Source organism: Planktothrix sp. FACHB-1365 (genome assembly GCF_014697575.1).
Classification (GTDB): Bacteria; Cyanobacteriota; Cyanobacteriia; order Cyanobacteriales; family Microcoleaceae; genus Planktothrix.
The window spans coordinates 102,247-123,168 of the sequence record NZ_JACJSC010000007.1; the positions used below are offsets into that span (position 1 = coordinate 102,247).

At 36.0% G+C, this 20,922-nt stretch carries 25 protein-coding genes and 1 pseudogene; 12 read left to right on the top strand and 14 right to left on the bottom strand.

The genetic code is table 11. From position 1 onward, the window contains the following. The first annotated feature begins 50 nt into the window (after positions 1 to 50). Both H6G57_RS11250 and H6G57_RS11255 read left to right on the top strand, forming a co-directional pair. Entirely contained in the window at positions 51 to 431 is a 381-nt protein-coding gene (locus tag H6G57_RS11250) for a papain fold toxin domain-containing protein (protein ID WP_190518606.1), read from the top strand. Between the two features lie 20 nt (positions 432 to 451). Beyond that, positions 452 to 829: a hypothetical protein gene (locus H6G57_RS11255; RefSeq protein WP_190518608.1), complete on the top strand. Its 378-nt coding sequence runs from the start codon at positions 452 to 454 to the stop codon at positions 827 to 829. Between the two features lie 336 nt (positions 830 to 1,165). Here the strand turns inward: H6G57_RS11255 and H6G57_RS28975 are convergent. Beyond that, a pseudogene (locus H6G57_RS28975) lies at positions 1,166 to 1,330 on the bottom strand (DNA-binding protein); the annotation flags it as partial. Positions 1,331 to 1,419: 89 nt separating this feature from the next. Between H6G57_RS28975 and H6G57_RS11260 the strand changes: the two are divergent. The 5 genes from H6G57_RS11260 to H6G57_RS11280 all read left to right on the top strand — a co-directional run bounded on the left by H6G57_RS11260 (position 1,420) and on the right by H6G57_RS11280 (position 2,835). Further along, positions 1,420 to 1,671 (top strand): hypothetical protein, encoded by a 252-nt coding sequence (locus H6G57_RS11260; protein ID WP_190518610.1) that lies wholly within the window; start codon positions 1,420 to 1,422, stop codon positions 1,669 to 1,671. Next, positions 1,671 to 1,874, top strand: a complete 204-nt coding sequence (locus H6G57_RS11265; protein ID WP_199314206.1) for a PIN domain-containing protein — start codon at positions 1,671 to 1,673, stop codon at positions 1,872 to 1,874. The genes H6G57_RS11260 and H6G57_RS11265 overlap by 1 nt, the downstream gene beginning before the upstream one ends. A 129-nt stretch (positions 1,875 to 2,003) precedes the next feature. Continuing rightward, positions 2,004 to 2,210 carry a hypothetical protein gene (locus H6G57_RS11270; protein ID WP_190518612.1) on the top strand — a complete coding sequence of 69 codons (207 nt, stop codon included), beginning with the start codon at positions 2,004 to 2,006 and terminating at the stop codon, positions 2,208 to 2,210. Between the two features lie 114 nt (positions 2,211 to 2,324). Next, a complete protein-coding gene (locus H6G57_RS11275) occupies positions 2,325 to 2,549 on the top strand; it encodes an addiction module protein (RefSeq protein WP_190518613.1) in 225 nt (74 codons plus the stop codon). Continuing rightward, a complete protein-coding gene (locus H6G57_RS11280) occupies positions 2,539 to 2,835 on the top strand; it encodes a type II toxin-antitoxin system RelE/ParE family toxin (protein ID WP_072719800.1) in 297 nt (98 codons plus the stop codon). Before H6G57_RS11275 ends, H6G57_RS11280 begins: the two co-directional genes overlap by 11 nt. A 255-nt stretch (positions 2,836 to 3,090) precedes the next feature. Here the strand turns inward: H6G57_RS11280 and H6G57_RS11285 are convergent, their stop codons facing one another. The 6 genes from H6G57_RS11285 to H6G57_RS11305 all read right to left on the bottom strand — a co-directional run bounded on the left by H6G57_RS11285 (position 3,091) and on the right by H6G57_RS11305 (position 8,074). After that, positions 3,091 to 5,115: a serine/threonine-protein kinase gene (locus H6G57_RS11285; protein WP_190518615.1), complete on the bottom strand. Its 2,025-nt coding sequence runs from the start codon at positions 5,113 to 5,115 to the stop codon at positions 3,091 to 3,093. 15 nt (positions 5,116 to 5,130) lie between these two features. Then, entirely contained in the window at positions 5,131 to 5,472 is a 342-nt protein-coding gene (locus tag H6G57_RS11290) for a XisI protein (RefSeq protein WP_190518616.1), read from the bottom strand. Continuing rightward, positions 5,460 to 5,597, bottom strand: a complete 138-nt coding sequence (locus H6G57_RS29390; RefSeq protein WP_309235859.1) for an element excision factor XisH family protein — start codon at positions 5,595 to 5,597, stop codon at positions 5,460 to 5,462. The genes H6G57_RS11290 and H6G57_RS29390 overlap by 13 nt, the downstream gene beginning before the upstream one ends. A 22-nt stretch (positions 5,598 to 5,619) precedes the next feature. After that, positions 5,620 to 5,880, bottom strand: a complete 261-nt coding sequence (locus H6G57_RS29395) for a XisH family protein (protein WP_255528355.1) — start codon at positions 5,878 to 5,880, stop codon at positions 5,620 to 5,622. Positions 5,881 to 5,960: 80 nt separating this feature from the next. Then, positions 5,961 to 6,335: a DUF4189 domain-containing protein gene (locus H6G57_RS11300; protein WP_242048944.1), complete on the bottom strand. Its 375-nt coding sequence runs from the start codon at positions 6,333 to 6,335 to the stop codon at positions 5,961 to 5,963. Positions 6,336 to 6,373: 38 nt separating this feature from the next. After that, positions 6,374 to 8,074, bottom strand: a complete 1,701-nt coding sequence (locus tag H6G57_RS11305; RefSeq protein ID WP_190518618.1) for a sensor histidine kinase KdpD — start codon at positions 8,072 to 8,074, stop codon at positions 6,374 to 6,376. 331 nt (positions 8,075 to 8,405) lie between these two features. On the opposite strand from H6G57_RS11305, the gene H6G57_RS11310 reads away from it, so the two are divergent. Next, positions 8,406 to 9,806 (top strand): TldD/PmbA family protein, encoded by a 1,401-nt coding sequence (locus tag H6G57_RS11310; protein WP_190518620.1) that lies wholly within the window; start codon positions 8,406 to 8,408, stop codon positions 9,804 to 9,806. A 49-nt stretch (positions 9,807 to 9,855) separates the two neighbouring features. Here the strand turns inward: H6G57_RS11310 and H6G57_RS11315 are convergent, their stop codons facing one another. Both H6G57_RS11315 and patX read right to left on the bottom strand, forming a co-directional pair. Beyond that, complete coding sequence (locus tag H6G57_RS11315; protein ID WP_190518621.1) at positions 9,856 to 10,092, bottom strand: hypothetical protein; 237 nt, start codon at positions 10,090 to 10,092, stop codon at positions 9,856 to 9,858. Positions 10,093 to 10,444: 352 nt separating this feature from the next. After that, positions 10,445 to 10,624, bottom strand: a complete 180-nt coding sequence (gene patX, locus H6G57_RS11320; RefSeq protein WP_190518623.1) for a heterocyst-inhibiting protein PatX — start codon at positions 10,622 to 10,624, stop codon at positions 10,445 to 10,447. A gap of 271 nt (positions 10,625 to 10,895) precedes the next feature. Here patX and H6G57_RS11325 point away from each other — a divergent pair, with 271 nt between their 5' ends. Together H6G57_RS11325 and H6G57_RS11330 are read left to right on the top strand one after the other, a co-directional pair. Further along, a complete protein-coding gene (locus H6G57_RS11325; protein WP_190518624.1) occupies positions 10,896 to 11,177 on the top strand; it encodes a DUF3288 family protein in 282 nt (93 codons plus the stop codon). 210 nt (positions 11,178 to 11,387) lie between these two features. Next, positions 11,388 to 11,612, top strand: a complete 225-nt coding sequence (locus tag H6G57_RS11330) for a ferredoxin-thioredoxin reductase variable chain (RefSeq protein ID WP_072719792.1) — start codon at positions 11,388 to 11,390, stop codon at positions 11,610 to 11,612. 59 nt (positions 11,613 to 11,671) lie between these two features. Here the strand turns inward: H6G57_RS11330 and H6G57_RS11335 are convergent, their stop codons facing one another. From H6G57_RS11335 to H6G57_RS11350, 4 genes are all read right to left on the bottom strand, one after another. Next, positions 11,672 to 11,896: a hypothetical protein gene (locus H6G57_RS11335; RefSeq protein ID WP_072719791.1), complete on the bottom strand. Its 225-nt coding sequence runs from the start codon at positions 11,894 to 11,896 to the stop codon at positions 11,672 to 11,674. Between the two features lie 48 nt (positions 11,897 to 11,944). Continuing rightward, on the bottom strand, positions 11,945 to 12,739 hold the full coding sequence (locus tag H6G57_RS11340) for a YdcF family protein (RefSeq protein WP_190518626.1): 795 nt from the start codon (positions 12,737 to 12,739) through the stop codon (positions 11,945 to 11,947). Positions 12,740 to 12,771: 32 nt separating this feature from the next. Continuing rightward, positions 12,772 to 13,095, bottom strand: coding sequence for a hypothetical protein (locus H6G57_RS11345; protein ID WP_190518627.1), 324 nt, complete (start codon positions 13,093 to 13,095; stop codon positions 12,772 to 12,774). 92 nt (positions 13,096 to 13,187) lie between these two features. Continuing rightward, complete coding sequence (locus H6G57_RS11350; protein ID WP_190518629.1) at positions 13,188 to 14,099, bottom strand: metal-dependent phosphohydrolase; 912 nt, start codon at positions 14,097 to 14,099, stop codon at positions 13,188 to 13,190. Between the two features lie 444 nt (positions 14,100 to 14,543). Here H6G57_RS11350 and H6G57_RS11355 point away from each other — a divergent pair, with 444 nt between their 5' ends. Further along, positions 14,544 to 16,499, top strand: coding sequence for an AAA-like domain-containing protein (locus tag H6G57_RS11355; protein ID WP_190518631.1), 1,956 nt, complete (start codon positions 14,544 to 14,546; stop codon positions 16,497 to 16,499). 17 nt (positions 16,500 to 16,516) lie between these two features. Next, positions 16,517 to 20,023, top strand: a complete 3,507-nt coding sequence (locus tag H6G57_RS11360; protein WP_190518638.1) for a GAF domain-containing protein — start codon at positions 16,517 to 16,519, stop codon at positions 20,021 to 20,023. Positions 20,024 to 20,224: 201 nt separating this feature from the next. Here H6G57_RS11360 and H6G57_RS11365 read toward each other — a convergent pair whose 3' ends face one another. Continuing rightward, positions 20,225 to 20,824 carry a hypothetical protein gene (locus H6G57_RS11365; RefSeq protein WP_190518640.1) on the bottom strand — a complete coding sequence of 200 codons (600 nt, stop codon included), beginning with the start codon at positions 20,822 to 20,824 and terminating at the stop codon, positions 20,225 to 20,227. Positions 20,825 to 20,922 lie beyond the last annotated feature (98 nt).

Here is a 20,922-nt window from a genome sequence, read left to right on the forward strand (position 1 = left end):
TTGAGGGTTTAAATTTAGAGAATTGGGTAGAATTATAAAATTTATCCTTGATGAACTATTTAACACCAAAACAAAAACAAGACTTAGCAGAAATAGCTAATAATCATCCTAATTTACAATGTGTTCAATGTGCTTTAGCTATCAAAAAATATTTGCAACTGGAAGGAATTCAAGGTAAATTAATTAAAGTTAATACACAAGCAGATTTAGATTATCGTAACTGTTTTCTTTATGATGATAGTATTGGAGGTGATGCAATTTCAGAAACAGGATACCATGAAGGAGTAATAGTTATCCTAGATGAAGTTGAGATTGTTTTTGATAATCACCATCCTCAAGGAATACCTAAAATAGAATGGTTGGCTAATTTTCAATTTTTTGGTAAAATTCACTTAGGACAAGAGTTAATCATCACTGAAGAAGATTTTTAGTAAAAACAAGGAATAAATTTATGCTAGATTTAACTCCAACAAACGGCAATAAAAATACTCAAGAATATCTCTATGATTTATTAGCAAGAATTAAACAACGCCCGGGAATGTATTTAGGAAAAGTATCTCTAACTCGTTTAAAAATGCTATTAATGGGTTACAGTATGTCAAGAGGAGAGTTAGGGTTACAATTAACACAACAAGAAAAACAATTTGCTCAATTTCAGCAATGGATACAAAAGAAATATCAAATTAATTCGGCTCAAGGTTGGGAAACAATTATTTTATCTCAAGTAGAAGACGAAAAGTTAGCTTTTGATTTATTTTTTGAGTTATTTGAGCAATTTAATATTGAGTTTATTCCCTTAGATAAGACTGCTCTAAATGTAGGTAAATAATAATATTTTTTAATAACTGTAGGGTGAGCAATTAGCATTTTTTAAATATAGGTAAATAATAATAAAGCGATCGCACCTCAATTTCTCCCCAACGGTTGAGTTCAGCCACCACAAAAAGCCTCCAACTTCCATCAAATAATCTCTAGGAGGTCGGCTGTAATAATTTGTTATCCGGCTGATTACGAGGTTTGAGTGGGGTTGAAATAGTTCGTCTGTCGCTATTAGATTGTTTTTTACGAAGATCATCGCAAATTGCTTGCAAATCATAGTTAAAGGACTTTGCGTGTTCTTCACGTATTCTGTAAATCTCTTCGAGAACTTCATCTTTCCACATCATTAATCTCCCATTAGTTCATTAGGTGTACAAATCGTTGGCAACTCGTATCCGGCTTCCATACTTAATTGTGCAAGTTTCTTTTGTATTTGAGCGTTGGCAATATGTTTGCAGTTCCATGTTAACAGATAGTCGATTGCGTAAACTGTTGCGACTGCAATATGAACTGTAGATTATCCACATCAGACTACTGTGGCTTCAGAGGAAGTAACGTAATATAATAGTATCCAAAACTGTTTAATCTTGCAGTAAAATTATGACTCAAGGAATTAATGAACCTAGAATTAAAGAAAATACACTGTTAGATAAATTTAGAAACCTAACAACTGAACAACAAACCATTTTAGATTTTATTGAATTTATGGATAGTAAAAAACATAAATTACAAGAAAATCAAGAACAAGAAGTCTCTGCTTATGATTTAGCTCAGGAATGGGCTGGTTCTGTAGAAAGTGGAATTGGGGATTTATCTACTAATAAAAAGTACCTTCAAGGATTTGGTCAATAATGCAATCAGACATTATTATAGATACTTCCCCTTTAGTTGCTTTTATTGATAAAAGTGATAATTTTCATCAGTGGACAGTGGAAACATGGAAAAAGTTACGTCCTCCTTTATTTACTTGTGAAGCAGTTATTGCGGAATCTTGTTTTTTATTGCAAAATGTTCATGGGGGTGAAAATTCTATTTTATCTTTATTGGAAGCATAAGTAATTAAAATACCTTTTAATTTAAGTAAAGAAGTAATAGAAATAAAAAAAATAATGAAACAATATCAATCTGTTCCGATTATTTAAAATATGCTATAATTTTAAAAACTAAATTTGACATGGTAAACCATGAAATTATCAATTGATGACGACATTACAAAAGAAATGCTGACAGAAATAATGGTAGAAATTATTAAAACTAAAAAAGATTTATTTTATGATCTTATCCTAGAAGCATTGGAGGAAATTTCTCTAGCTAATGCTATTAAAGAAGGAAGACAAGATGATTTTGCTTCTGAAGAAAAAATATTTGCTTTATTAGATAGTGAAGATTAATGAAAATCAAATTTGAATCAAGATTTGAAGAAATTAACAAAAATTAATGACACAAAATGGTAAAAATAAGTTAAGCTAAGTAAAGATCATCAAGTTAAATTGTTCGATTTATTTATGAATAGTTTATTATCTGAACAAATTTTACCCCTAACTATTCCCGAAAAGCTTCAATTAATAGAAGAAATTTGGGATAGTGTTGTTATGGATGCTGATCAAATTCCTTTAACTCAATCTCAGAAACAGGAATTAGATCGGCGTTTAGCATCTTATCAAAATTTTGAAAATGAAGGTAAATCTTGGGAAGTCGTTAAGCGAAGAATTATTAAAGATGACATATAAAATTAAAATTTCAGAGGAAGCTGAATTAGATTTAGATGATGCTTATCAGTGGTATGAATCACAAGTTAACCAACTTGGATCAGAGTTGATTCGAGTTGTAGATCAAAATTTAGCTTTAATTCAACAAAATCCTCTCGCTTATCCCATTATTTATAATAATGTACGCCGGAAATTATTGCCAAGATTTCCCTATGGTTTGTTTTATGTAATTCACGATGATATTATTTTTATCTTGGCTTTTTTCCATGTTAAGCGTGATCCTCAACAGTGGAAAAAACGTTTCTAGCGATCGAATCATCTCAAAAAATTACAAGGTTATGATACATTCTATCTTATCTGTTTAGGCAACTATAGGGTAGGGATAGAATTGAGTAAAGATACAATTATTTTTACTAGGTTTTTACATCGGAAAGATATTTATAAATTTTTCCCTTGATTAGCAAAAAATATGTGATTGCCAATCAATAAACATAAAACGCCTTACATATCAAGAATCGATCGCACCCCCAAACTCCTCTACACATCAAAAAGCTAAAATATTCTAATTTAATTGCCAAATTTTAATAGTTTGATCATTACTTGCAGTTGCTAAAACTTGACCATCAGGGCTAAATTCGACACAATTTACATAACCTTTATGTTCTGTTAAATTATATAATATTTCTCCTGTTGATACATCCCAAATTTTAACTGTATTGTCATTACTTCCACTAGCTAATAGTTTACCATCAGGACTAAATGCGATAGAATTAATCGCGTCTTGATGTCCTGATAAGGTTTTTATTAATTGACCATTTTTAGGATTCCAAAATTTAATTAAATTATCCCATCCTCCACTTGCTAAGATGTTTCCTTGGGGGTTAAATGAGATAGTTTTGTTTATAGCAATTCCAACCTTATTATTATAGATTTTAATCCCAAAATAAGCATCTTTCAATAATTCTAAATTCCATGTAGAATCTTTTATTGTTCTAATTAAATTTCCTGTTTTCATATCCCATAAATTAATAAGTCCATCCCTACCTGAACTAGCCATAATTTGACTATCAGGAGTAAATGATAAACATAAAGAATCCAAAAGATAATGACATCCTAAATAATATACTTTTTCTTCTGATTGAATATTCCATATTACAATGTATTTACCATTGTATAATAAATTATCTTGATCCAGAACAAATGTACCTGAAATAACAGTAACAATTAATTTGCCATCAGGACTAATTACAAGAGAATAAACTCCAGATCCTAAATAACCATAATGACCTAATGTTAAAGTTTTTATTTGATTACCTGTATCTGTTTCCAAAATATTAATTTTGTCGCCAAACGCTGTATCTATTGTAGCAATCATTTTTCCATTAGGATGTAGAGCAAAACTATAACCTCCTTCTTTATAAGTAGTAATTAAAGTACCTGTTATCCAATTCCATAGATCAATTCCCGTATAATAAGAAGAACTTGCTAAACTTTTACCGTCAGGATTAAATTCAATCTTATTAGGTCTTTTTTGATATGAATTACTGTTTTTTTTGTCTAAATTAATATCAAAAGTTTGAATACATTTTAAAGAAGGATAAACACCAAAAACATTAAATAACTTATTAAGAATATTTTGCTTAGGTTTATTTACAACACCCACGACGACAGTTTTAACAGGTTGTAAAATCTCTAAAACCTCATCAACAGACTGATATCTCTTACTAACATCAATCTTTAACATCTTATCTAAAATTTGACTTAGATTATTACTAACTTGTATCCCTCTTTGACTTAAAATATCTTGCCATAACCAACATTTTTTCATTGGATTATATAATTGATGAGGAGGTGTTCCTGTTAATAAATGAATACAAGTAGCACCTAAAGCATATAAATCACTGGCAAAATAAGCCTCACCATAGAGTAATTGTTCTTGTGGTGCATAACCCATTGTACCGCCAATTGTACCCACAGCCATGACAGTTTGACTTAAATCTTTTGATAAACCAAAATCAATTAATACTAATAAACCATCTTTTCTCCTCATTATATTTTCTGGCTTAATATCTCGGTGAATTACCCCTTTTTTATGAATAAATTTTAAGACAGGTAAAATATCATGTAAAAATTCATTAATTTCCCATTCAGAAAAACTACCTTTTTGCTTTAATTCTTGTAACAAATCTTCACCATCAATAAATTCTTGAACTAAATATAAAAAACCTTCCTGTTGTGAATGTGCTAGTAAACGAGGAATTTGTGGAGATTCATCTCCTAATTGATCTAAAACCATTGCTTCACGGTTAAATAATTCAGTCGCTTTTTGTAAATTATTAGGATCATTTGCTATATTAGGATGAGGACAAAATTGTTTAATTACACAACGTTTTTTAGTAGGAGTTTTTTCATCTATTGCTAAATAATTTTTCCCTTGTCCTCCACCGCCTAAAAAAGAAATTGGAAGATAACGATTATCTAGTAAAATATTTTTTTGACAAGATAAACATACAATTGTTCCATCAGGATTTTGGGGATTTATACAAAAAGGATTTAAACAGTAGTTTACCATCACTAATTCTACCATTATAAACAAAAACTATTAAACCACAGCAAACTCAGTCAATTTACGAGTTTCAGGATCATGAAAAGCTAAAACAATATCGGATTTAGGTACACCTTCGGCTAATAATTCATTAGCAATACCTTCCTCTGTCCAATCTTCCTCAATATAAATTTTCTCATTTTTAATACGAATATGAACATGAGTATTATTAATTCTCTTTTGATTAACCCAATCTACAGACATCCATAAATAATGATCATGAGTTTCATCAAAAATTAAACAAGTTTCATATTTTTTCTTAGATGAACGATTAGCAAGATAATCATGTTCTGTTAATATTTTTTTAATAGTTTGACGATAATTAGTTAATTTATCCATTGTACTATTTCCTCCTTATCCGTATTAACAACAAGTAAAGCAACTTGATTTAATTTTACTACAGCTTGAATTGATTTTCTTTGAAAAAAAGTGTCATAAATTTCATCTTTAATCGCTAAGTAAATTTCTTGGTATTCATCTCGAAGCTCATTGAATTAAATTACGATACAGTATATATTGTCCTAAAGCCAATTCAAAATCTTTCATTAATGAAGAACTAATAAAACTTTTAATCTCAATAATAATTTTACGTTGTTTTTGTTCTTCTGAAATGACTTTTTCTACTGCTAAATCAGGATAAAGTTCAACATCCTCATATTCCAGAGGATAGGGATCGGCTGTCATCGTCCAACCCTCTTTAATTAAAGCATTTTTAACCGCTTCATGGTAAACATCTTTTGCTGGCATTGTCCTCCTTGTAATTTACAGGACTTAGGCACGAGGGTCAAAAAACCCAGTTTCTTGTACCGTTTTTATCATTAAACTAATTACCGCGTTGTACAAGCCCAGACTTGAATTCTGCAAGTCCCTGTACCGCATCCCGACAAAGCAGTGGCTTCGGCTTGTTCACGGGTTACAGCCCATCCCCAGCCCAAGTTTCCTAATTGATCCTTAGCCACTGCGCCACAGGCATTTTTAAACCAAACCTGGACTTGACAATCAGATTTACCACATTCTCTCAATGCCTTTTGTTCGGCTTCTTGTCGAGTCAGATAATCGTAACCATAACCCCAACCCCCTGATGCTGAGGTTGCGATCGCTCCATAACGATCCGGTTGAGCAACTGCGACCCCAGCCATTAAACCTTCAAGAACAAGAATAGAAGCACTGATTAACAGAAAATGTTGTTTAGCCATTCCCATAAATTAATTGAACCCAACAGAATCGATCATCCTAAATTTTAGGGATTATTGTAAGTTTCTGAAAGCGGTAAATAAATCGTCATCACGTTTCCTTGTTGGGGGCGCTGTTTAACAACCAGTTTCCCTCCTAAAGCTTGAAATAAATTTTTAGTCACCGCCAGATTCAGGCTTAAACTTCCGGTTTCCGGTTGGAACATTAACAACGGCCCTATTGATTTTAACGGAGATTGGGGAGACACGGCAAATGTAGAATCACCCTCTTGTTCCGGTTGGGGATGGGATTCTAATTGTAATTTTAATTGATGTCCGGCTAATCTCACCCCCACTTGAATATGACTACCATCGGGAAGACTACGGGTAAAATTTTCAATCACTCCCGTTAATACTTGATCCAGCATAGTAGGATCACTGATTACAGTCGGTAATTTTTGGGGTAAAATTACCTCTAAGGTTTGGTTACGCTGACTCGTGTGTTTTTGCCACCGAGGAAGGCTACTTTGAAACACATCTCCTAATGACATAGCGGTTAAAGGTAAAGGTAGGGGTTTCTCGTCTCGATGACCTCGGCTACTTTGTCGAGCTTGTTCTATTTCTAATTCAACAGCCCGGAAAATCAAATTAAAGCGATCAATTTGGGTTGTGCATTCTTGATCAATCATTTCTAAACGCTTCCGAATCACGTCCGGGGGAAGGTCTGGCCGTTTTAATAACAGTCGCGTTAAGGTGCGAATCGTAGCTAACGGGGTTCGGACTTCATGGGCGATCGCTTGTAATAATTCCACTTCTGCGGTTTGGATGGGATTGTCCAGAATGGGTGTTTCTGGGGATTGAGAAGACGGTTTCGGACTAATTTTTTCGGCAACTTTAGCTAATTTAGGGACTGTAATTGTAACGGTTTTTAAATTATTGTTTAAAGGGTTTACTTCAGCTTTTTTATTGATTTCTAAACATAAATTATTTAAGAGTAAACGACTGAATTTCATCACCGTTTGATAACTCGGTTCAATGGGCAAAAATTGGGCAATATTTTCCTCTAATTTGGCTTTCTGTCTAGCGATTTCCATTCTTAATTCACGGTTTGCTGTTCCTTGAATTAAGTCCATGCGATCGCGCAGCATTAATAAGGCTTTTTCAACAATATCAGGATTAAAGGAAAACAGAAAAGCCGGATTTCCTTTTGGATCTTGACCCAAAACCATGATCAAACTAAACTGACGAGTTAAAACTAAACAAAACTGTTCTTTGACTAAGGGATCTTTCCCATGTAAAGGACAGGCTAAGGTTTCAGGGAGGGAAGTAGACGTTCCATCAGAAGGCGGAAGCAAGGCTAAAGGATGGCGTAATTTTAAGACTAATTCATCTCCTAATTTTGAGAGATCATGAGTAAAAATTTGGGTGGCAAAATGAATCGCTAAATAGGGATGAATTAAAACGGGAACTGGCCCGGAAATAATTAAGCCTAACGAAGATAAAGGGTTAGATTTTAGAGAAGGACAATTTGAAATAGTATTAATCGATTCTGCATTCGCTTTTAATCGAATTTCTTCTAATAAAAAATTAATAGATTTAACCCCGCTATACCATTCTTTTTCTGCTTTTGAATAGGGTTTAAAAGTAAAAGAATCCTGAAAATTATTGTCTGCATGATCGAGTAGTTGAGACGAAGACAAAGAACTCAAAGAATGAGTTTCATCTTCCGCTAAAATATCGCTAAGTGTGGGTAATAATATTTCATTCATCATTGTGCACCAAAACTGTTTGTGAAATTTAAAAATAAAATTTAGAAATAAATTGAATCCTACTCTTACTCGCGCTCCAAGCAAGATTAGTTCTCCTTTCAGAATAGCCATATTTCCCTAATCGTATATTCGTAGAACCGAACCCCCTAGGGGGGAGTTTACCCCGGAAGAGGGGAGAAGGGGACAGGGGGAGAAGAGGGGGAAATCAATGGCTCCTAATATTCTGACTCCTGACTCCTACACTGATAACTGATAATGCGGATACTTGATAACTGTCAACACCCCCAATATGATGCAAAATAGGGAAATATAGTCAACATTGCTGACCATTATGCCCAGTTTGCTTGCTGATGTGAAGAATCTGTTAGCCGATTTAATGGCCCGTTACCAATCCCAAGTGGATTATTTAGCAATTCGTTTGGAAGAAGCGGAAGAAACAGATATTTTGTTACGCAGAGATCGGATTGAAACCTTAAGTGAAGGACTTTCTATTGGCGGTCAAGTCCGCGCCTGTTATCGAGGAGGATGGGGGTTTTCTAGTTTTAATCGACTTTCAACCCTAGAAGATCGCATCGGTGAAGCGATCGCAGCCGCAAAACTCATAGGCGACGAAGAAACTCTGCTTGCTCCCATTCCCATTATTCAAGATAGCTGTACCTTACCGTTAACGGGAACCGATCCGCGTCAAGTTCCCCTGGCCCAAAAAAAGGAACTCTGCGATCGCTATGGTCACATTCTCCGCAGTGTTGATCCCCGTATTGCCACTATATCTGTACGCTACAATGACAGCACCCAACGGTTAATTCTGATCACCTCCGAAGGCACTTTCTTAGAACAATCCTGGGTGGATATGGAAATGCGGTTTGCAGCCACCGCCAGGGATGGGGAAACCGTACAAACCGGGCGAGAAACCACAGGTTCCCGCAAAGCCTATGAAGATTTAACGAATTTAGATGAGCAAGTTCGCAGTGCGGCGCAACGGGCGGTTAATTCCTTAGCACTTCCCCCCGTTAAAGGCAATATTTATACCGTTGTCATTGACCCAATTTTGTCCGGTTTATTCGTTCATGAAGCCTTTGGTCATTTGTCTGAAGCGGATATGGCCTATGAAAATCCAGATATCTTAGAAGTCATGACCCTGGGCCGTCAATTTGGCCCCAAAAACCTACAAATCTTTGATGGTGCTGCCCCTCCTGACCATCGGGGAAGCTATAAATATGATGATGAAGGAACTCCGGCGACCACCACACAACTGATTCAAGATGGCGCGTTAGTTGGTCGCCTTCATTCCCGCGAAACCGCAGGCAAATTAGGGGAAGTTCCCACTGGAAATGCCCGGTGTTTAAATTATCATTTTCCTCCGTTGGTGCGAATGACCAACACCTGGATTGAAAGGGGGGATACGTCCGTTGAAGATTTATTCAGTGATGTTAAAGAAGGGGTTTATGCTCGCAATTGGTTAGGGGGAATGACCAATGGCGAAATGTTTACATTCAGTGCAGGAGAAGCGTGGATGATTCGGAATGGTAAACTCGCAGAACCGGTTCGGGATGTGACGTTATCAGGAAATGTCTTTACAACGTTAACAGATATTGAAGCCATTGGCAATGACTTCTACTGGGATGAATCGGGGGGTTGTGGAAAAGGGGGACAAAATGGTTTACCCGTAGGCTGTGGAGGCCCTAGTTTACGCATTCGCAATGTGGTTGTCGGAGGAGAAGCAATAGAATGACAAAACAGAATCGAGCCTTGAAATCTAAGTCATTCGTTTAAATCTGTGATTAACTGTCTCGTCGCCCATCACCCGGTAATGGTGCTTTATCACTGGGATCTTCATCTTCATGGTTGTGGTGGGCAACTTTTATATCAGAATTCTTGGGATACACTAGCGTATTGCTAGATGGGAAAGACTGAATTTGTTTGACATCAAGCTGTTGAATTGTTTGAAGTTGGGGGTTAAAACTGGGAAGTAAACCCACAACGGTACTCATCATTAAGACGGTAATGAAGTTAGACATTTTCGGATTAGGTATTTAGGTGGCTATTTTTCAATACCAAGGTTTGACTTCTTCATCCGGATCGTTGATAAAATCCTCATTATGATCCCCTGATCAAAAAAATGATCAAATCCCGTGTATTTAGGCTTTAGACTTGCACAACTTTTAAGGAATCAACGGGTTAGGAACAGGATAAAAACATAAAATATTGTCAACGTCAGGTCAGGTGAAGAAAATAGAAAATCGATGAAAAATGGAGCTAAAGCTTATAAAATTTAGAGAAAAAAATGGAGTGAGTTTCCAACACCAAGAAGTCTATCAGGATTAGCAGGTAGCTTCTTAACTCACTCCTATGGGGTTTTAATCAGAATCATTAACGTCCGCTGCCTCGGTGAGGAACAGATTTTGGATCAACTTCTGGATTCGTTTCTGTGGCAAGAACGACTGTTACTTCGTTAGTTGGAGATAAAGCAACATGAATAGGAGTAGGATTGTGATGATTCATACCAGCTAATAACAAAGTAGAGAGTAAAATAGTGCTATAGATTCGCATAACAGTTGTCCGTCTTAGAGTGTCCATTCTCTAATACGAGTTGACTGAAATTAATCCGGTAAAAACCGTAAACTTTTCCACAATTATTTTTCAGTCCAGTGATAGGACAATCGATTTAAACTTGATGTAGCAGAGAAGATAGGCACAACTCATCAAGGCATCAAGATCTGAAGTGATAACAAGTGACTGAGGGTCTGGGTTAAGGTCTAAGGATGGTGTTATAATAAAAAGGATTAATCCGGTGATCAAAATCAGGTTGGCACTCTCAATTATGACCACACAAGAACAAAAACATCCTCAATACAATACAGACCGAAAGATTGTTAGTAGTTTTTTAGAACAAGAAGCAACCGATTATAATCTTGCTGAATTAGCACGTCTAAAAATTCGCTATCGAGGTTTTCCCGGTGCAAGAGATATTCAAAATGATTTAGAAAAAATTTTACAAATCTGGGGATATACTGACGAAAGTTTATTTGAAAAGACTCGTCAAATTCACGCTACGGGTCAAATTTATCGGGGAAAAAAGAGCGATCAAGAAGATTGGATTTGAGTGGGTATTGTGTTTTCTTCATTGTCCCGATGGCAGTTTCCGGGTAAAGGTTGATCTTGGAAAAAAACGATCCTCTCAAATTTCCCCTGTGTTATTGTAGGTTTTGTGGCAATTTTGTGTAAATATAGAAAAGCTGTCTGATCAAAGTACCCGTAATAGTTACAGGTGCTCGTACCAGAGAGTTAGAGAGGAAATACTAGGTTAGAATATATGAAGGTTGGCGATCGCGTTACGGTTAAAGCATCTGTTATCGTGTATGTCCATCCCGAACATCGAAATCAAAAGTTTGATGTGCAGGGATTGGAAGGAAATATTGTATCTGTTATTACTGATTGGCATGGAAGACCCATTAGCCCCAATTTGCCTATTGTTGTCGATTTTGGCAATAAATTTAAAGCTCACTTCCGAGAAGATGAGTTAGAATTGATACAATAGTTGAAGAATACAAAAGACAGGAAACAGGAGGATTGGGGATGAATTGTTTCTCCGATCTCCTATTTTCCCCCTAAAAACCAGCCGAAAATATTAATATCGCCTCGCATTTTTTCCAGTTCTTGACGGTGACGGGCGGCGGTTTGATAGTACCAATGACAATATTGCTCAAATTCTTCCCGATATTCAACTTCTTGATGAAATTCACGGGTCAGTTGATGAGCTTTGAGAACTTCCGCCGCTGGTGGACTGGGTTGTTGAACAATCTGTTCCCATTCAAATGGCATGATCACACAATCCTAAATTAAGGATACTGTCACCTTAACACAATTTTTTTATAACCAACCCCGCCAGCGATAAACCCCTAAGCCAATATATTCTTTTAATGCTTGGGTGGTTTGATGCAGAGACAGGGTATCGGGTATCCAACTCAGTAGAATTCCTTGCCAAGTTTTTTGAGCTTCATTAATTTCTGAAGGAATCATTAAAAAGTCCGTTGGCGCTGGAATAACATTGATGCCTTGACGCTTAAAAATCAAGAGCGATCGCGGTGTATGTAAGGCTGAGGTCACTAATAAAACCGGATCTTTAATATTTTTTTCTTCTAAAATTTTTCGGACATTAACTGCATTTTCATAGGTATTTAATGAAGTCGGATCTTGTAAAATAGCGGAGGGAGGGACACCCATAACTTCAGCAATTTTTGCCATATCTTGAGATTCAGGATCGCCCCCTCCTTGCCAATTAATTCTTCCCCCACTTAAGATTAACCAAGGGGCTTTTTTCTGACGATATAATAAGGCTCCATATAAAATGCGATCGCCTGCTTCTCCAACATCAACCCAAGGACGAGGGGATAAAGCGGGTTTTGTTCCCCCTCCTAAAACAATGATCGCCGCAGCATTAGGAAGTTCACCTTGGGGAACATTTTGAGATTCCAATGATCGGACTAATCCTTGAGCAACACTTCGACTACTTCCTAAGAGTAAAATGACTAAAGCACAACCAATGACTGCACCTGTCCATCGGGGATATTTCCATAAAGTAAAGAGTGCTAAAAACATTAATAAACAACTCAATCCTAATGGATAAATAAATAAAGGTAAAAGTTTAGATAAAAACAGAAACATAGGATAAAATTAATATAAATAACGAATAAGGTTTAATCTTTATTGCGTTTAAACATCCAGCCTAAAAGGGTTGTAGCTTGGGTTGGACGGGGAGTGGATTTAGCTTGGGGGGGTAAGAGTTTAGATTTAACCAAAATGTCTGAAAGATTATCAGTAATCACTTCAATTTCAAAGGGTTCTGACTGTTCTGGTTTTTGATCAATTTGCCACCATTTTACTAAACAACCTACAGACCATCCTGATAGAATCCCTAGCCCTAAACTCGTAAATAAGGAATCCCCCAATACAATAAAGCAGAGGGTAAAAAATAAGCCTGTACTAAATCCTGTACGAAATGCTAAGGATGATTTTAACATATTTTTTTTTGAATTAAGGATATTTTATTGGGGAGTCAGAACTCCTATCCTTGTAATTTTAACACGTTTCAATGAATTGAGGATTCAAAAATTTATCGTTTTTGACTTGAGATTGAAGACCGGGAAGAATTGTAAGCGGGAATCAAACAAGCATTCCCCAGTTTATGTTCAGGATGTTGTTTGGCAGATTCCACATTTTGATAGAGATTATCAATGATTTTATTTCCTTCTATAGTCAACGATAAATAATACAAACCCGTTTGGATATATTGAGCAACAACGTTATTAAAAAATTTGGGATAAGCTTCTCGAATATGATCAGGATGAGCATACCCAAGCTGTTGATTTGTTCCCGTTTCTTCAAATTCTTGAAATAAATTCGGCATTTTTTTAAGATACTTCTGATCAGCTAACTGACCAATTAAATCCGCCGCCCGAATTAAACCCGGATAATCTGTTGTATCTCGATGTTCTTCATCATTGGGAACGGGAAAACGAGTTAACTCAATATAATTTTGAAGGGTGGTAATATTAATCAGGGGGTTCTGCTCAAAATATTCTTGAACAAACTGCTTTCCCCGATCAATATGATAAGGGGTAAGGCTGGCATCTGTTGCTTCAGGAGGAAGTTGAATTAGGCCTTTATTTTGTCCTGTTGCATAAATTCTATCGGGGATTTTGTCTGAGGCACAAATGCCTTTAATATAGCCAATATCATGACACAGTAAAGCAATGATGCTATGGAGCCACTCCCTAGGGGAAACGTTTCCTTCGCTTAGATATTTTCCCTGTAAAATTGCTTGTCCGGCTAAGGTCACTAAAATTGTATGTTCTACGTCGTGGTAAGGTGCGTCACTGTGTAAAATTTGATGCAAAGCAAAGTCAGCAACTTTAGCAATTAAGGACGCATAATTCAGGTGTTGGCGACCATAAACTTGATAGTAACCTGTGTATAAAGAATGAATGCAGTCTTGAATCATAAAAACTTGGGTCTGGTAGCACATAAGGAGGGTTTTGGTTAAGGAGACAGGGGGGGTCTTCATACAATTGTTATGGGGGATGGATTACTTATAGTTTGATTCAATTTGAACCCAATGAAAACCAGAAAAGCCCATGAGTTTTGCCAAATTTTTACCAACCTGTAAAATCCTTTTGAGGCTAAGTTATATTTTATCGTAGTTTTTCTCCTCAAAACCCCATAAAACCTCAGAAATATTCAGGAGGAGATAACTTAGATTGGGTCATATCACAAGTGTCTATCAACTTTCAGTGATTTCCCTCACACTGGCAATACCAAAAATACTTATAATAAAAATTTACCAGTTCCTAGAGGGTATCATGGTGACGGATAAGAGAACTTTTTTCACAAATCTTAATTAAGATTGTAGCATCACCAGTTTAATCAAAGTGGTTTTGGCTGAATAAACCAAAGGGATTATCACAAGACTATGGATGCTAAAGTAGCACTAGAATGGGTTGACCAATTAGTTTTTGAGCATCAAGGGAAGCATCTCAATGATTTAGAGCGAGAAGTTTTTCTGGGTTCTTGGGATGGCAAAAGTTACCCAGAAATTTACCCCTTGAATCCAACTTATCTTGAAAAATATGTAGGTTATAAACTTTGGCAAAAAATTTCTCAAGCGTTGGGAGAGAAAGTTACTAAAAAAACGATTAGAGGTGCTGTAGAACGATATCAGCAAAAAGAAAATATTATTCAAGCAACTCAAATTTCTGGGGAACTGCTGCAACTTTCAACCCCAGTTTATCGAGTGTTTGTAAGTCATGGTCATGGTGAGTTAAATCTGCGTTTAGCACAACAATTAGAAGCGGTTTTAACTCAAGTTGGAAATCCTGTATTTTTAGCAGCTTGGGAAGTGATTCGATCTCCTCTCAACCAACAGGACAGTGATTTTCTTGCTCAAATTGACAGAGAATTAAAACAGTGTGATGCTTTTATTTTATTGTTATCTCCTCAATCTAGCCATAGTGAAATGGTGATTGAAGAATTGCGTCAAGTTCGAGAATTACAAGATACTCATCCCCATCGTTTACCAAAACTTATTCCGATTTGGGTGAATTGTCCAGCGAATTTACCCTTAAATCATGATCTGAGAAGCTATTTATGGGGAACAATGCAATATACCTGGAGTGGTCAACAAGATACGGTTTTACTCCTACAAAAAATTCTCAGTGTTTTCCAGGAGTCAATTCACGAATCTCCTCCCCAATATTCACCACTAGATTGGGATGAAGCTGAACTCGAAAATCAGCCTAATCTAGTCATCCAATCTCATAAACCTCCCTCTATTTCTTCTCTCTCCATTAAACCCTTTTATTCTTCAGTAATTCCCTCTCCCTTCCCCGTCGCAGAACCTGAATTACCCAGTGGACAAGTCCGTTTAGAATCAGCTTTTTATATTAAACGGGTTCCCCATGAAGATCAATGTTATCAAGAAATTAGCCATCCCGGTGCATTAATTCGTTTAAAAGCACCCCGTCAGATGGGAAAAACTTCACTCATGGCGCGAATTTTAGAACAAGGACGAGAACAAGGTTATCGTGCAGTTCCTTTAAGTTTTCAACACGCCGATAAAACCATTTTTACGAACTTAAATCATCTCTTACAATGGCTCTGTTCTAAGGTAACTCGTAAATTAAAGTTAGCTTATCATATTCCTGATTATTGGAGTAATACTTTTGGAAGTAAAGATAATTGTACAGCCTATTTTGAAGATTATTTATTATCCCAAAGCGATCAGCCTTTAGTGTTAGGATTAGATGAAGTGGATCGGGTTTTTCAATATCCCAATATTGCTGATGATTTCTTTAGTTTACTCCGGGCTTGGTATGAAGAAGCTAACTATGGAGGGGGAGATAGTGAACTGTGGGAAAAATTGCGGTTAGTGATTGTTCATTCAACAGAAGTTTATATTCCTTTAGATATTAATCAATCGCCGTTTAATGTGGGTTTACCCATTGAATTAACTGAATTTACAGCGACTCAAGTTGAAGAATTAGCACAGCGACATGGATTAAATTGGGGAGGTGTGGAAGTTGAAACTTTGATGAGACTGGTTGGCGGACATCCTTATTTAGTTCGGGTCGCACTTTATCATCTGGTTCAATATTCAATGAGTTTAGATCAATTTGCAGAAATTGCACCAACGGAAGGAGGAATTTATAGTGACCACCTCCGCCGACATTTGTGGAATTTACAACAACATCCTCAATTAGCCGAAGCCTTTTATCAAGTGGTTTGTTCTTCTCAACCTGTAGAGTTAGAATCAATTTTAGCGTTTAAATTACATAGTTTAGGTTTAGTCCATCTCCAAGGAAATGAAGTTACTCCTCGGTTTCAACTCTATCAAAACTATTTTGGTCGTCGTTTAAAACTTAAACCCTAATTACTGACCCCCATTCTATGGATTTAATTTTTTCTCCAACCTATCATTATAAAGTCGGTGGACATCTTTCTCTGGATACCCCCAGTTATGTAACTCGACAAGCAGATCGAGAACTTTATGAAGCATTAAAAGCGGGAGAATTTTGTTATGTTTTAAATGCTCGACAAATGGGAAAAACCAGTTTACGAGTGAGAACGTTACATCAACTCCAAAATCAAGGGTTTGCTTGTGCGGCTGTTGATTTAACTAAAATTGGTTCTCAGGATATTACGCCCGATCAATGGTATGCTGGAATTATGAGGCGTTTAGTTACCAGTTTTCGACTTCCTATTCATTTAAAAGCTTGGTTACAGGAACGAGAATTTTTACCCCCCATTCAACGGTTAAGCGAATTAATAGAACAAGTTTTATTAGATTGTATTCAACAACCCATTGTTATTTTTATTGATGAAGTTGATAGTATTCTTAGCCTTAATTTTTCCACCGATGATTTTTTTGCGTTTATTAAAACCTGTGACGAATATCCGTTATTAACCTTTGCCTTATTAGGAGTAGCTTCTCCCAGTGATTTAATGCAGGATAAAAGCTACAATCCTTTTAATATCGGTCGCGCCATTGAACTGAATGGATTTTGTTATGAAGAAGCAGAACCTTTAATTAATGGGTTGGTAGGGAAAATTAATACCCCTGATTTAGTAATAAAAACAATTTTAGAATGGACGGGAGGACAACCTTTTTTAACTCAAAAACTGTGTTATTTAATTCATCAAAAAGGAAGTGAAACAACTCAACTCTTAGATCTTTCGCCTGCTCAAGTTCAGTCTTGGGTAGAACAGTTAATTTATAGCCGTTTTATTGAAAATTGGGAATCTCAAGACGAACCTCCCCATCTAAAAACGATTCGAGATCGAATTCTTAAACCCAATGAACGGATTATATCTCGCTTGAGTCTCTATGAAAATATTTTGCAAAATAAGAGTATTCTTACAGATACAACAGCCGGACAAATGGAACTGAGATTATCAGGATTAGTGGTTAAACAGGGAAATTATTTAAAAGTCTATAATCGAATTTATGAGACGGTTTTTAATCATCATTGGTTACAAAAAACCTTAGCGAGTCAAGAACCTGATTTTAATCAAGTGATTGCCAAAAAAGAGCAAAAACTCTTGTCCATGTTGCGGGAAATGGAAGGGAAAGAGTTTGATGATATTTTAAGTGAAATTTTAGGCTCAATTACATTAAAACTTGTCGAATTAATGCGAGTGGATCGGATGACAATTTATTTAATTGATAAAGATAAGAATGAAATGTGGTCAATTAGTGCGAGATCGACGGGAAATCAACCGACAAAAATTGAAATTTTAACGAATAATCAAACGGCGGGACGAGTTACCATTTATAAAAAGGCGATTCCCGCCACTTCCGAGGATACTGAGGATTGGTATTCAATTTTAGCGGAAACCCAAAATCCTCGCAGAGGATATCGCATTTATAATCAATTAACTGTACCTTTGGGAGAAGATAATAAAACAATATTTGCTTTCGTTCATTTCGTGAATAAACTTAAAAAATCTAATCTTTTAGCTAATTCCTTTCAAGATAAAATTGATAAAGTCGGATTTACTGAAAGCGACCAACAGCAATTTTTACAATATACTCCTGCTTTACACCGAATTTTAGTTAGTTGTCATGAAAGTTATAAATTAACCCAAAAAATTCAAGCTTCGGAAGCCTTAACAGAAGCAACAAGAACGGTTCATCAAAGTAGTTTAGACTGTGAAGAAATTATTCAACGGGTGATGAAAGCCGCTAAAAAATTAATGAATGCAGATCGCAGTACATTGTGGTTATTCGATAAAATTACCCAAGAACTTTGGACAAAAATTACCTTTGAAGATGGTTCTATTCGAGAAATTCGATTACAAATTGGACAAGGGTTTGCAGGAAAGGTAGCAGCAATGGGAAATGCGCTCAATATTCCTTTTGATTTATATGATCATCCTGAGTCAGAAATGTCGAAACAAACCGATCAAAAAACAGGATATCGCACTTGTAGTTTATTATGTATGCCGGTTTGGAGTCCCGATGGGGAATTGTTAGGCGTAACACAATTAATTAATAAGCGAAAACAAGGTGAATTTCCCGACTATGAAGCGGATGATTGGCCCGTAGCACCGGAATGTTTTGAGGCCAGTTTTGATGCGAATAGTCAAAAATATATGCAAATTTTTAATTCTCAAGTGGGGGTGGCATTATATAATGCACGACAATATGAAGCTCTAAAAAAACAAACAGAAAATACGCCTCAAAGTGTGATTAGTCAAACCTTAGCCATGTTAAATCAGGTGATGGATGGACAGGGGTTTGATGAAATTTTAGATGCAACATTACGATCAATTACATCCAAAACCGGAAAGTCTTTAAATGCGGATAGAACTACAATTTTTATGTTAGATGAAGAACGAAATGAATTTTGGTCAATGATTGCTGAAAGTGAAGAAAATAAGCCTTTAGAAATTCGAGTTCCCGCCGATAAAGGCATTGTGGGAGAGGTGGCTCAATTAAAACAAGTCGTCAATATTCCTTATGATTTTTATGATGATCCGAGATCAAAAACGGCTCAAGAACAAGATCAGAAAAATGGCTATCGAACTTATTCAATGTTAGCATTTCCCTTATTAAATGAACAAGGAAATTTAGTGGCAGTTGTCCAAGCAATTAATAAATTAAAATTAGGATGCGATCGCCATCTTCCCCTGTCAGAAAGAATCGATCAGCAAGGATTTACCAGCAGCGATGAAGAACAATTTTTAGACAATGCACCTTTAATTCGGATGATCTTAGAAAGCTTCTGTTCCTATCATAAAACTGCCAGAGGACAACGAGTTGCAGCCGCATTAATGGCAGCGACACGTTCGGTGAGTCAAAGTAGTTTAGAACTCGATGAAATCCTCAAGCGAGTCATGGCTGCCGCTAAGGATTTAATGATGGCTGATCGGAGTACATTATGGTTATTAGATCGCCAAAATCATGAACTTTGGACTAAAATTATTTTTAGTGATAATTCAGAACGAGAAATTAGAATTAAAGTCGGTCAAGGGTATGCCGGAAAAGTAGCAGAAATTGGAGTGACTTTGAATATTCCTTTTGATTTATATGATTATCCTGACTCAGAAATGGCGAAAAAAACTGATACAAAAACAGGATATCGTACCTGTAGTTTATTATGTATGCCTGTTTGGAACCCCGATGGCGAGTTAATTGCGGTGACTCAATTAATTAATAAAAAGAAACCCGGTGAAGAGGATGATCAAGTTTTAAGTTATAATAGCCAAGTTCCAGAAGCATTTCGAGTCAGTTTTGATGGCAATGATCAGAAATATATGCAAATTTTTAATAATCAAGTTGGGGTAATTTTACAAAATGCTGAACTTTTAGCGGCGGTTAAATTTCAAGAACAAAGTTTACGCGAAAAATTTAATACGGGGAAAATTGAAGTAGATCAATTAGAGGATTTTTGAGAAAATTAGGACGATTTTTTGCTAGGGGTAGATTTGTAAGACCTCTCCCCTGAAATTCTTTTCCTACAAGCCGGGTGAAAAGTATTAAATAGCCCAGTCATTTAAAAATACTAATGACTCGTCTTCCGCTTGTGAGGAAAAGAACTAGGGAGTTAGGTCTTAAAATTGATCAGGCAAAGCAGTTACTATAAACCTATTTTTTCATTTTTGTTCCAAAAATACAGTTAATCCTAATGATAATGTAATCACAATTACCACAACCCAAGTGATGGGAATTGAAAAAGACGGTTCTTCATCTAAGGATGAATTTAAGGCTTGATATTCAAGGGCATCTTGAAAACCGGGAAGTTGTATTGTCTTTTCTGAGTTGACAGTTTTTTCTTTAGATCCTTGTTTATTAGACCCAGATGTTGATGGAAATGAGGAAGCATCCTGATTTTTTTGATCAATATTTTCTTGATCAATCACAGTTTTTTCAATGTGTTGATCAGAGGATACATCAGGTGCAGGTTCATTGAATTCTAATTTAGGTGTCACACCTTCTAAGTTGCAGTATCCATCAAGATCTTGTTGCCCACCATCTATAGCACTTTTATCATGCCATGTTAAACAATCAAGATGTTCACCGTATTGCTTCCGTTGGAATGAAGAGTTGATTTGTTCGGGGTTAGAATTAGAATTAGCAATGGTTTCCGATGTTGATGAAATATTCAATAAATAAGCTGGATTGAGACTCGAAACACCCACTACTACTGCCACTCCACAAAGGTTAAAAACAAGTGATGAAATTTTACTGGCCATAGGTTCAGATGCACTAACGATACTGACTCTTTAGATTTAGACGTTTGACTATCGCGTTGATAATTAACACTTATATCAGATTATGGAGTTTTAGTCAG

Coding starts and splice junctions, on each gene's coding strand:
- H6G57_RS11255 (WP_190518608.1), top strand. CDS start 452: ATGCTAGATTTAACTCCAACAAACGGCAATAAAAATACTCAAGAATAT.
- H6G57_RS11325 (WP_190518624.1), top strand. CDS start 10,896: ATGACCACACAAGAACAAAAACATCCTCAATACAATACAGACCGAAAG.
- H6G57_RS11305 (WP_190518618.1), bottom strand. CDS start 8,074: ATGAATGAAATATTATTACCCACACTTAGCGATATTTTAGCGGAAGAT.
- H6G57_RS11335 (WP_072719791.1), bottom strand. CDS start 11,896: ATGCCATTTGAATGGGAACAGATTGTTCAACAACCCAGTCCACCAGCG.
- H6G57_RS11260 (WP_190518610.1), top strand. CDS start 1,420: ATGACTCAAGGAATTAATGAACCTAGAATTAAAGAAAATACACTGTTA.
- H6G57_RS11345 (WP_190518627.1), bottom strand. CDS start 13,095: ATGTTAAAATCATCCTTAGCATTTCGTACAGGATTTAGTACAGGCTTA.
- patX (WP_190518623.1), bottom strand. CDS start 10,624: ATGCGAATCTATAGCACTATTTTACTCTCTACTTTGTTATTAGCTGGT.
- H6G57_RS11360 (WP_190518638.1), top strand. CDS start 16,517: ATGGATTTAATTTTTTCTCCAACCTATCATTATAAAGTCGGTGGACAT.
- H6G57_RS11355 (WP_190518631.1), top strand. CDS start 14,544: ATGGATGCTAAAGTAGCACTAGAATGGGTTGACCAATTAGTTTTTGAG.
- H6G57_RS11290 (WP_190518616.1), bottom strand. CDS start 5,472: ATGGATAAATTAACTAATTATCGTCAAACTATTAAAAAAATATTAACA.
- H6G57_RS11265 (WP_199314206.1), top strand. CDS start 1,671: ATGCAATCAGACATTATTATAGATACTTCCCCTTTAGTTGCTTTTATT.
- H6G57_RS11280 (WP_072719800.1), top strand. CDS start 2,539: ATGACATATAAAATTAAAATTTCAGAGGAAGCTGAATTAGATTTAGAT.
- H6G57_RS29395 (WP_255528355.1), bottom strand. CDS start 5,880: ATGCCAGCAAAAGATGTTTACCATGAAGCGGTTAAAAATGCTTTAATT.
- H6G57_RS11270 (WP_190518612.1), top strand. CDS start 2,004: ATGAAATTATCAATTGATGACGACATTACAAAAGAAATGCTGACAGAA.
- H6G57_RS11285 (WP_190518615.1), bottom strand. CDS start 5,115: ATGGTAGAATTAGTGATGGTAAACTACTGTTTAAATCCTTTTTGTATA.
- H6G57_RS11275 (WP_190518613.1), top strand. CDS start 2,325: ATGAATAGTTTATTATCTGAACAAATTTTACCCCTAACTATTCCCGAA.
- H6G57_RS11330 (WP_072719792.1), top strand. CDS start 11,388: ATGAAGGTTGGCGATCGCGTTACGGTTAAAGCATCTGTTATCGTGTAT.
- H6G57_RS11315 (WP_190518621.1), bottom strand. CDS start 10,092: ATGTCTAACTTCATTACCGTCTTAATGATGAGTACCGTTGTGGGTTTA.
- H6G57_RS11250 (WP_190518606.1), top strand. CDS start 51: ATGAACTATTTAACACCAAAACAAAAACAAGACTTAGCAGAAATAGCT.
- H6G57_RS11350 (WP_190518629.1), bottom strand. CDS start 14,099: ATGTGCTACCAGACCCAAGTTTTTATGATTCAAGACTGCATTCATTCT.
- H6G57_RS11310 (WP_190518620.1), top strand. CDS start 8,406: ATGCCCAGTTTGCTTGCTGATGTGAAGAATCTGTTAGCCGATTTAATG.
- H6G57_RS11340 (WP_190518626.1), bottom strand. CDS start 12,739: ATGTTTCTGTTTTTATCTAAACTTTTACCTTTATTTATTTATCCATTA.
- H6G57_RS11365 (WP_190518640.1), bottom strand. CDS start 20,824: ATGGCCAGTAAAATTTCATCACTTGTTTTTAACCTTTGTGGAGTGGCA.
- H6G57_RS11300 (WP_242048944.1), bottom strand. CDS start 6,335: ATGGGAATGGCTAAACAACATTTTCTGTTAATCAGTGCTTCTATTCTT.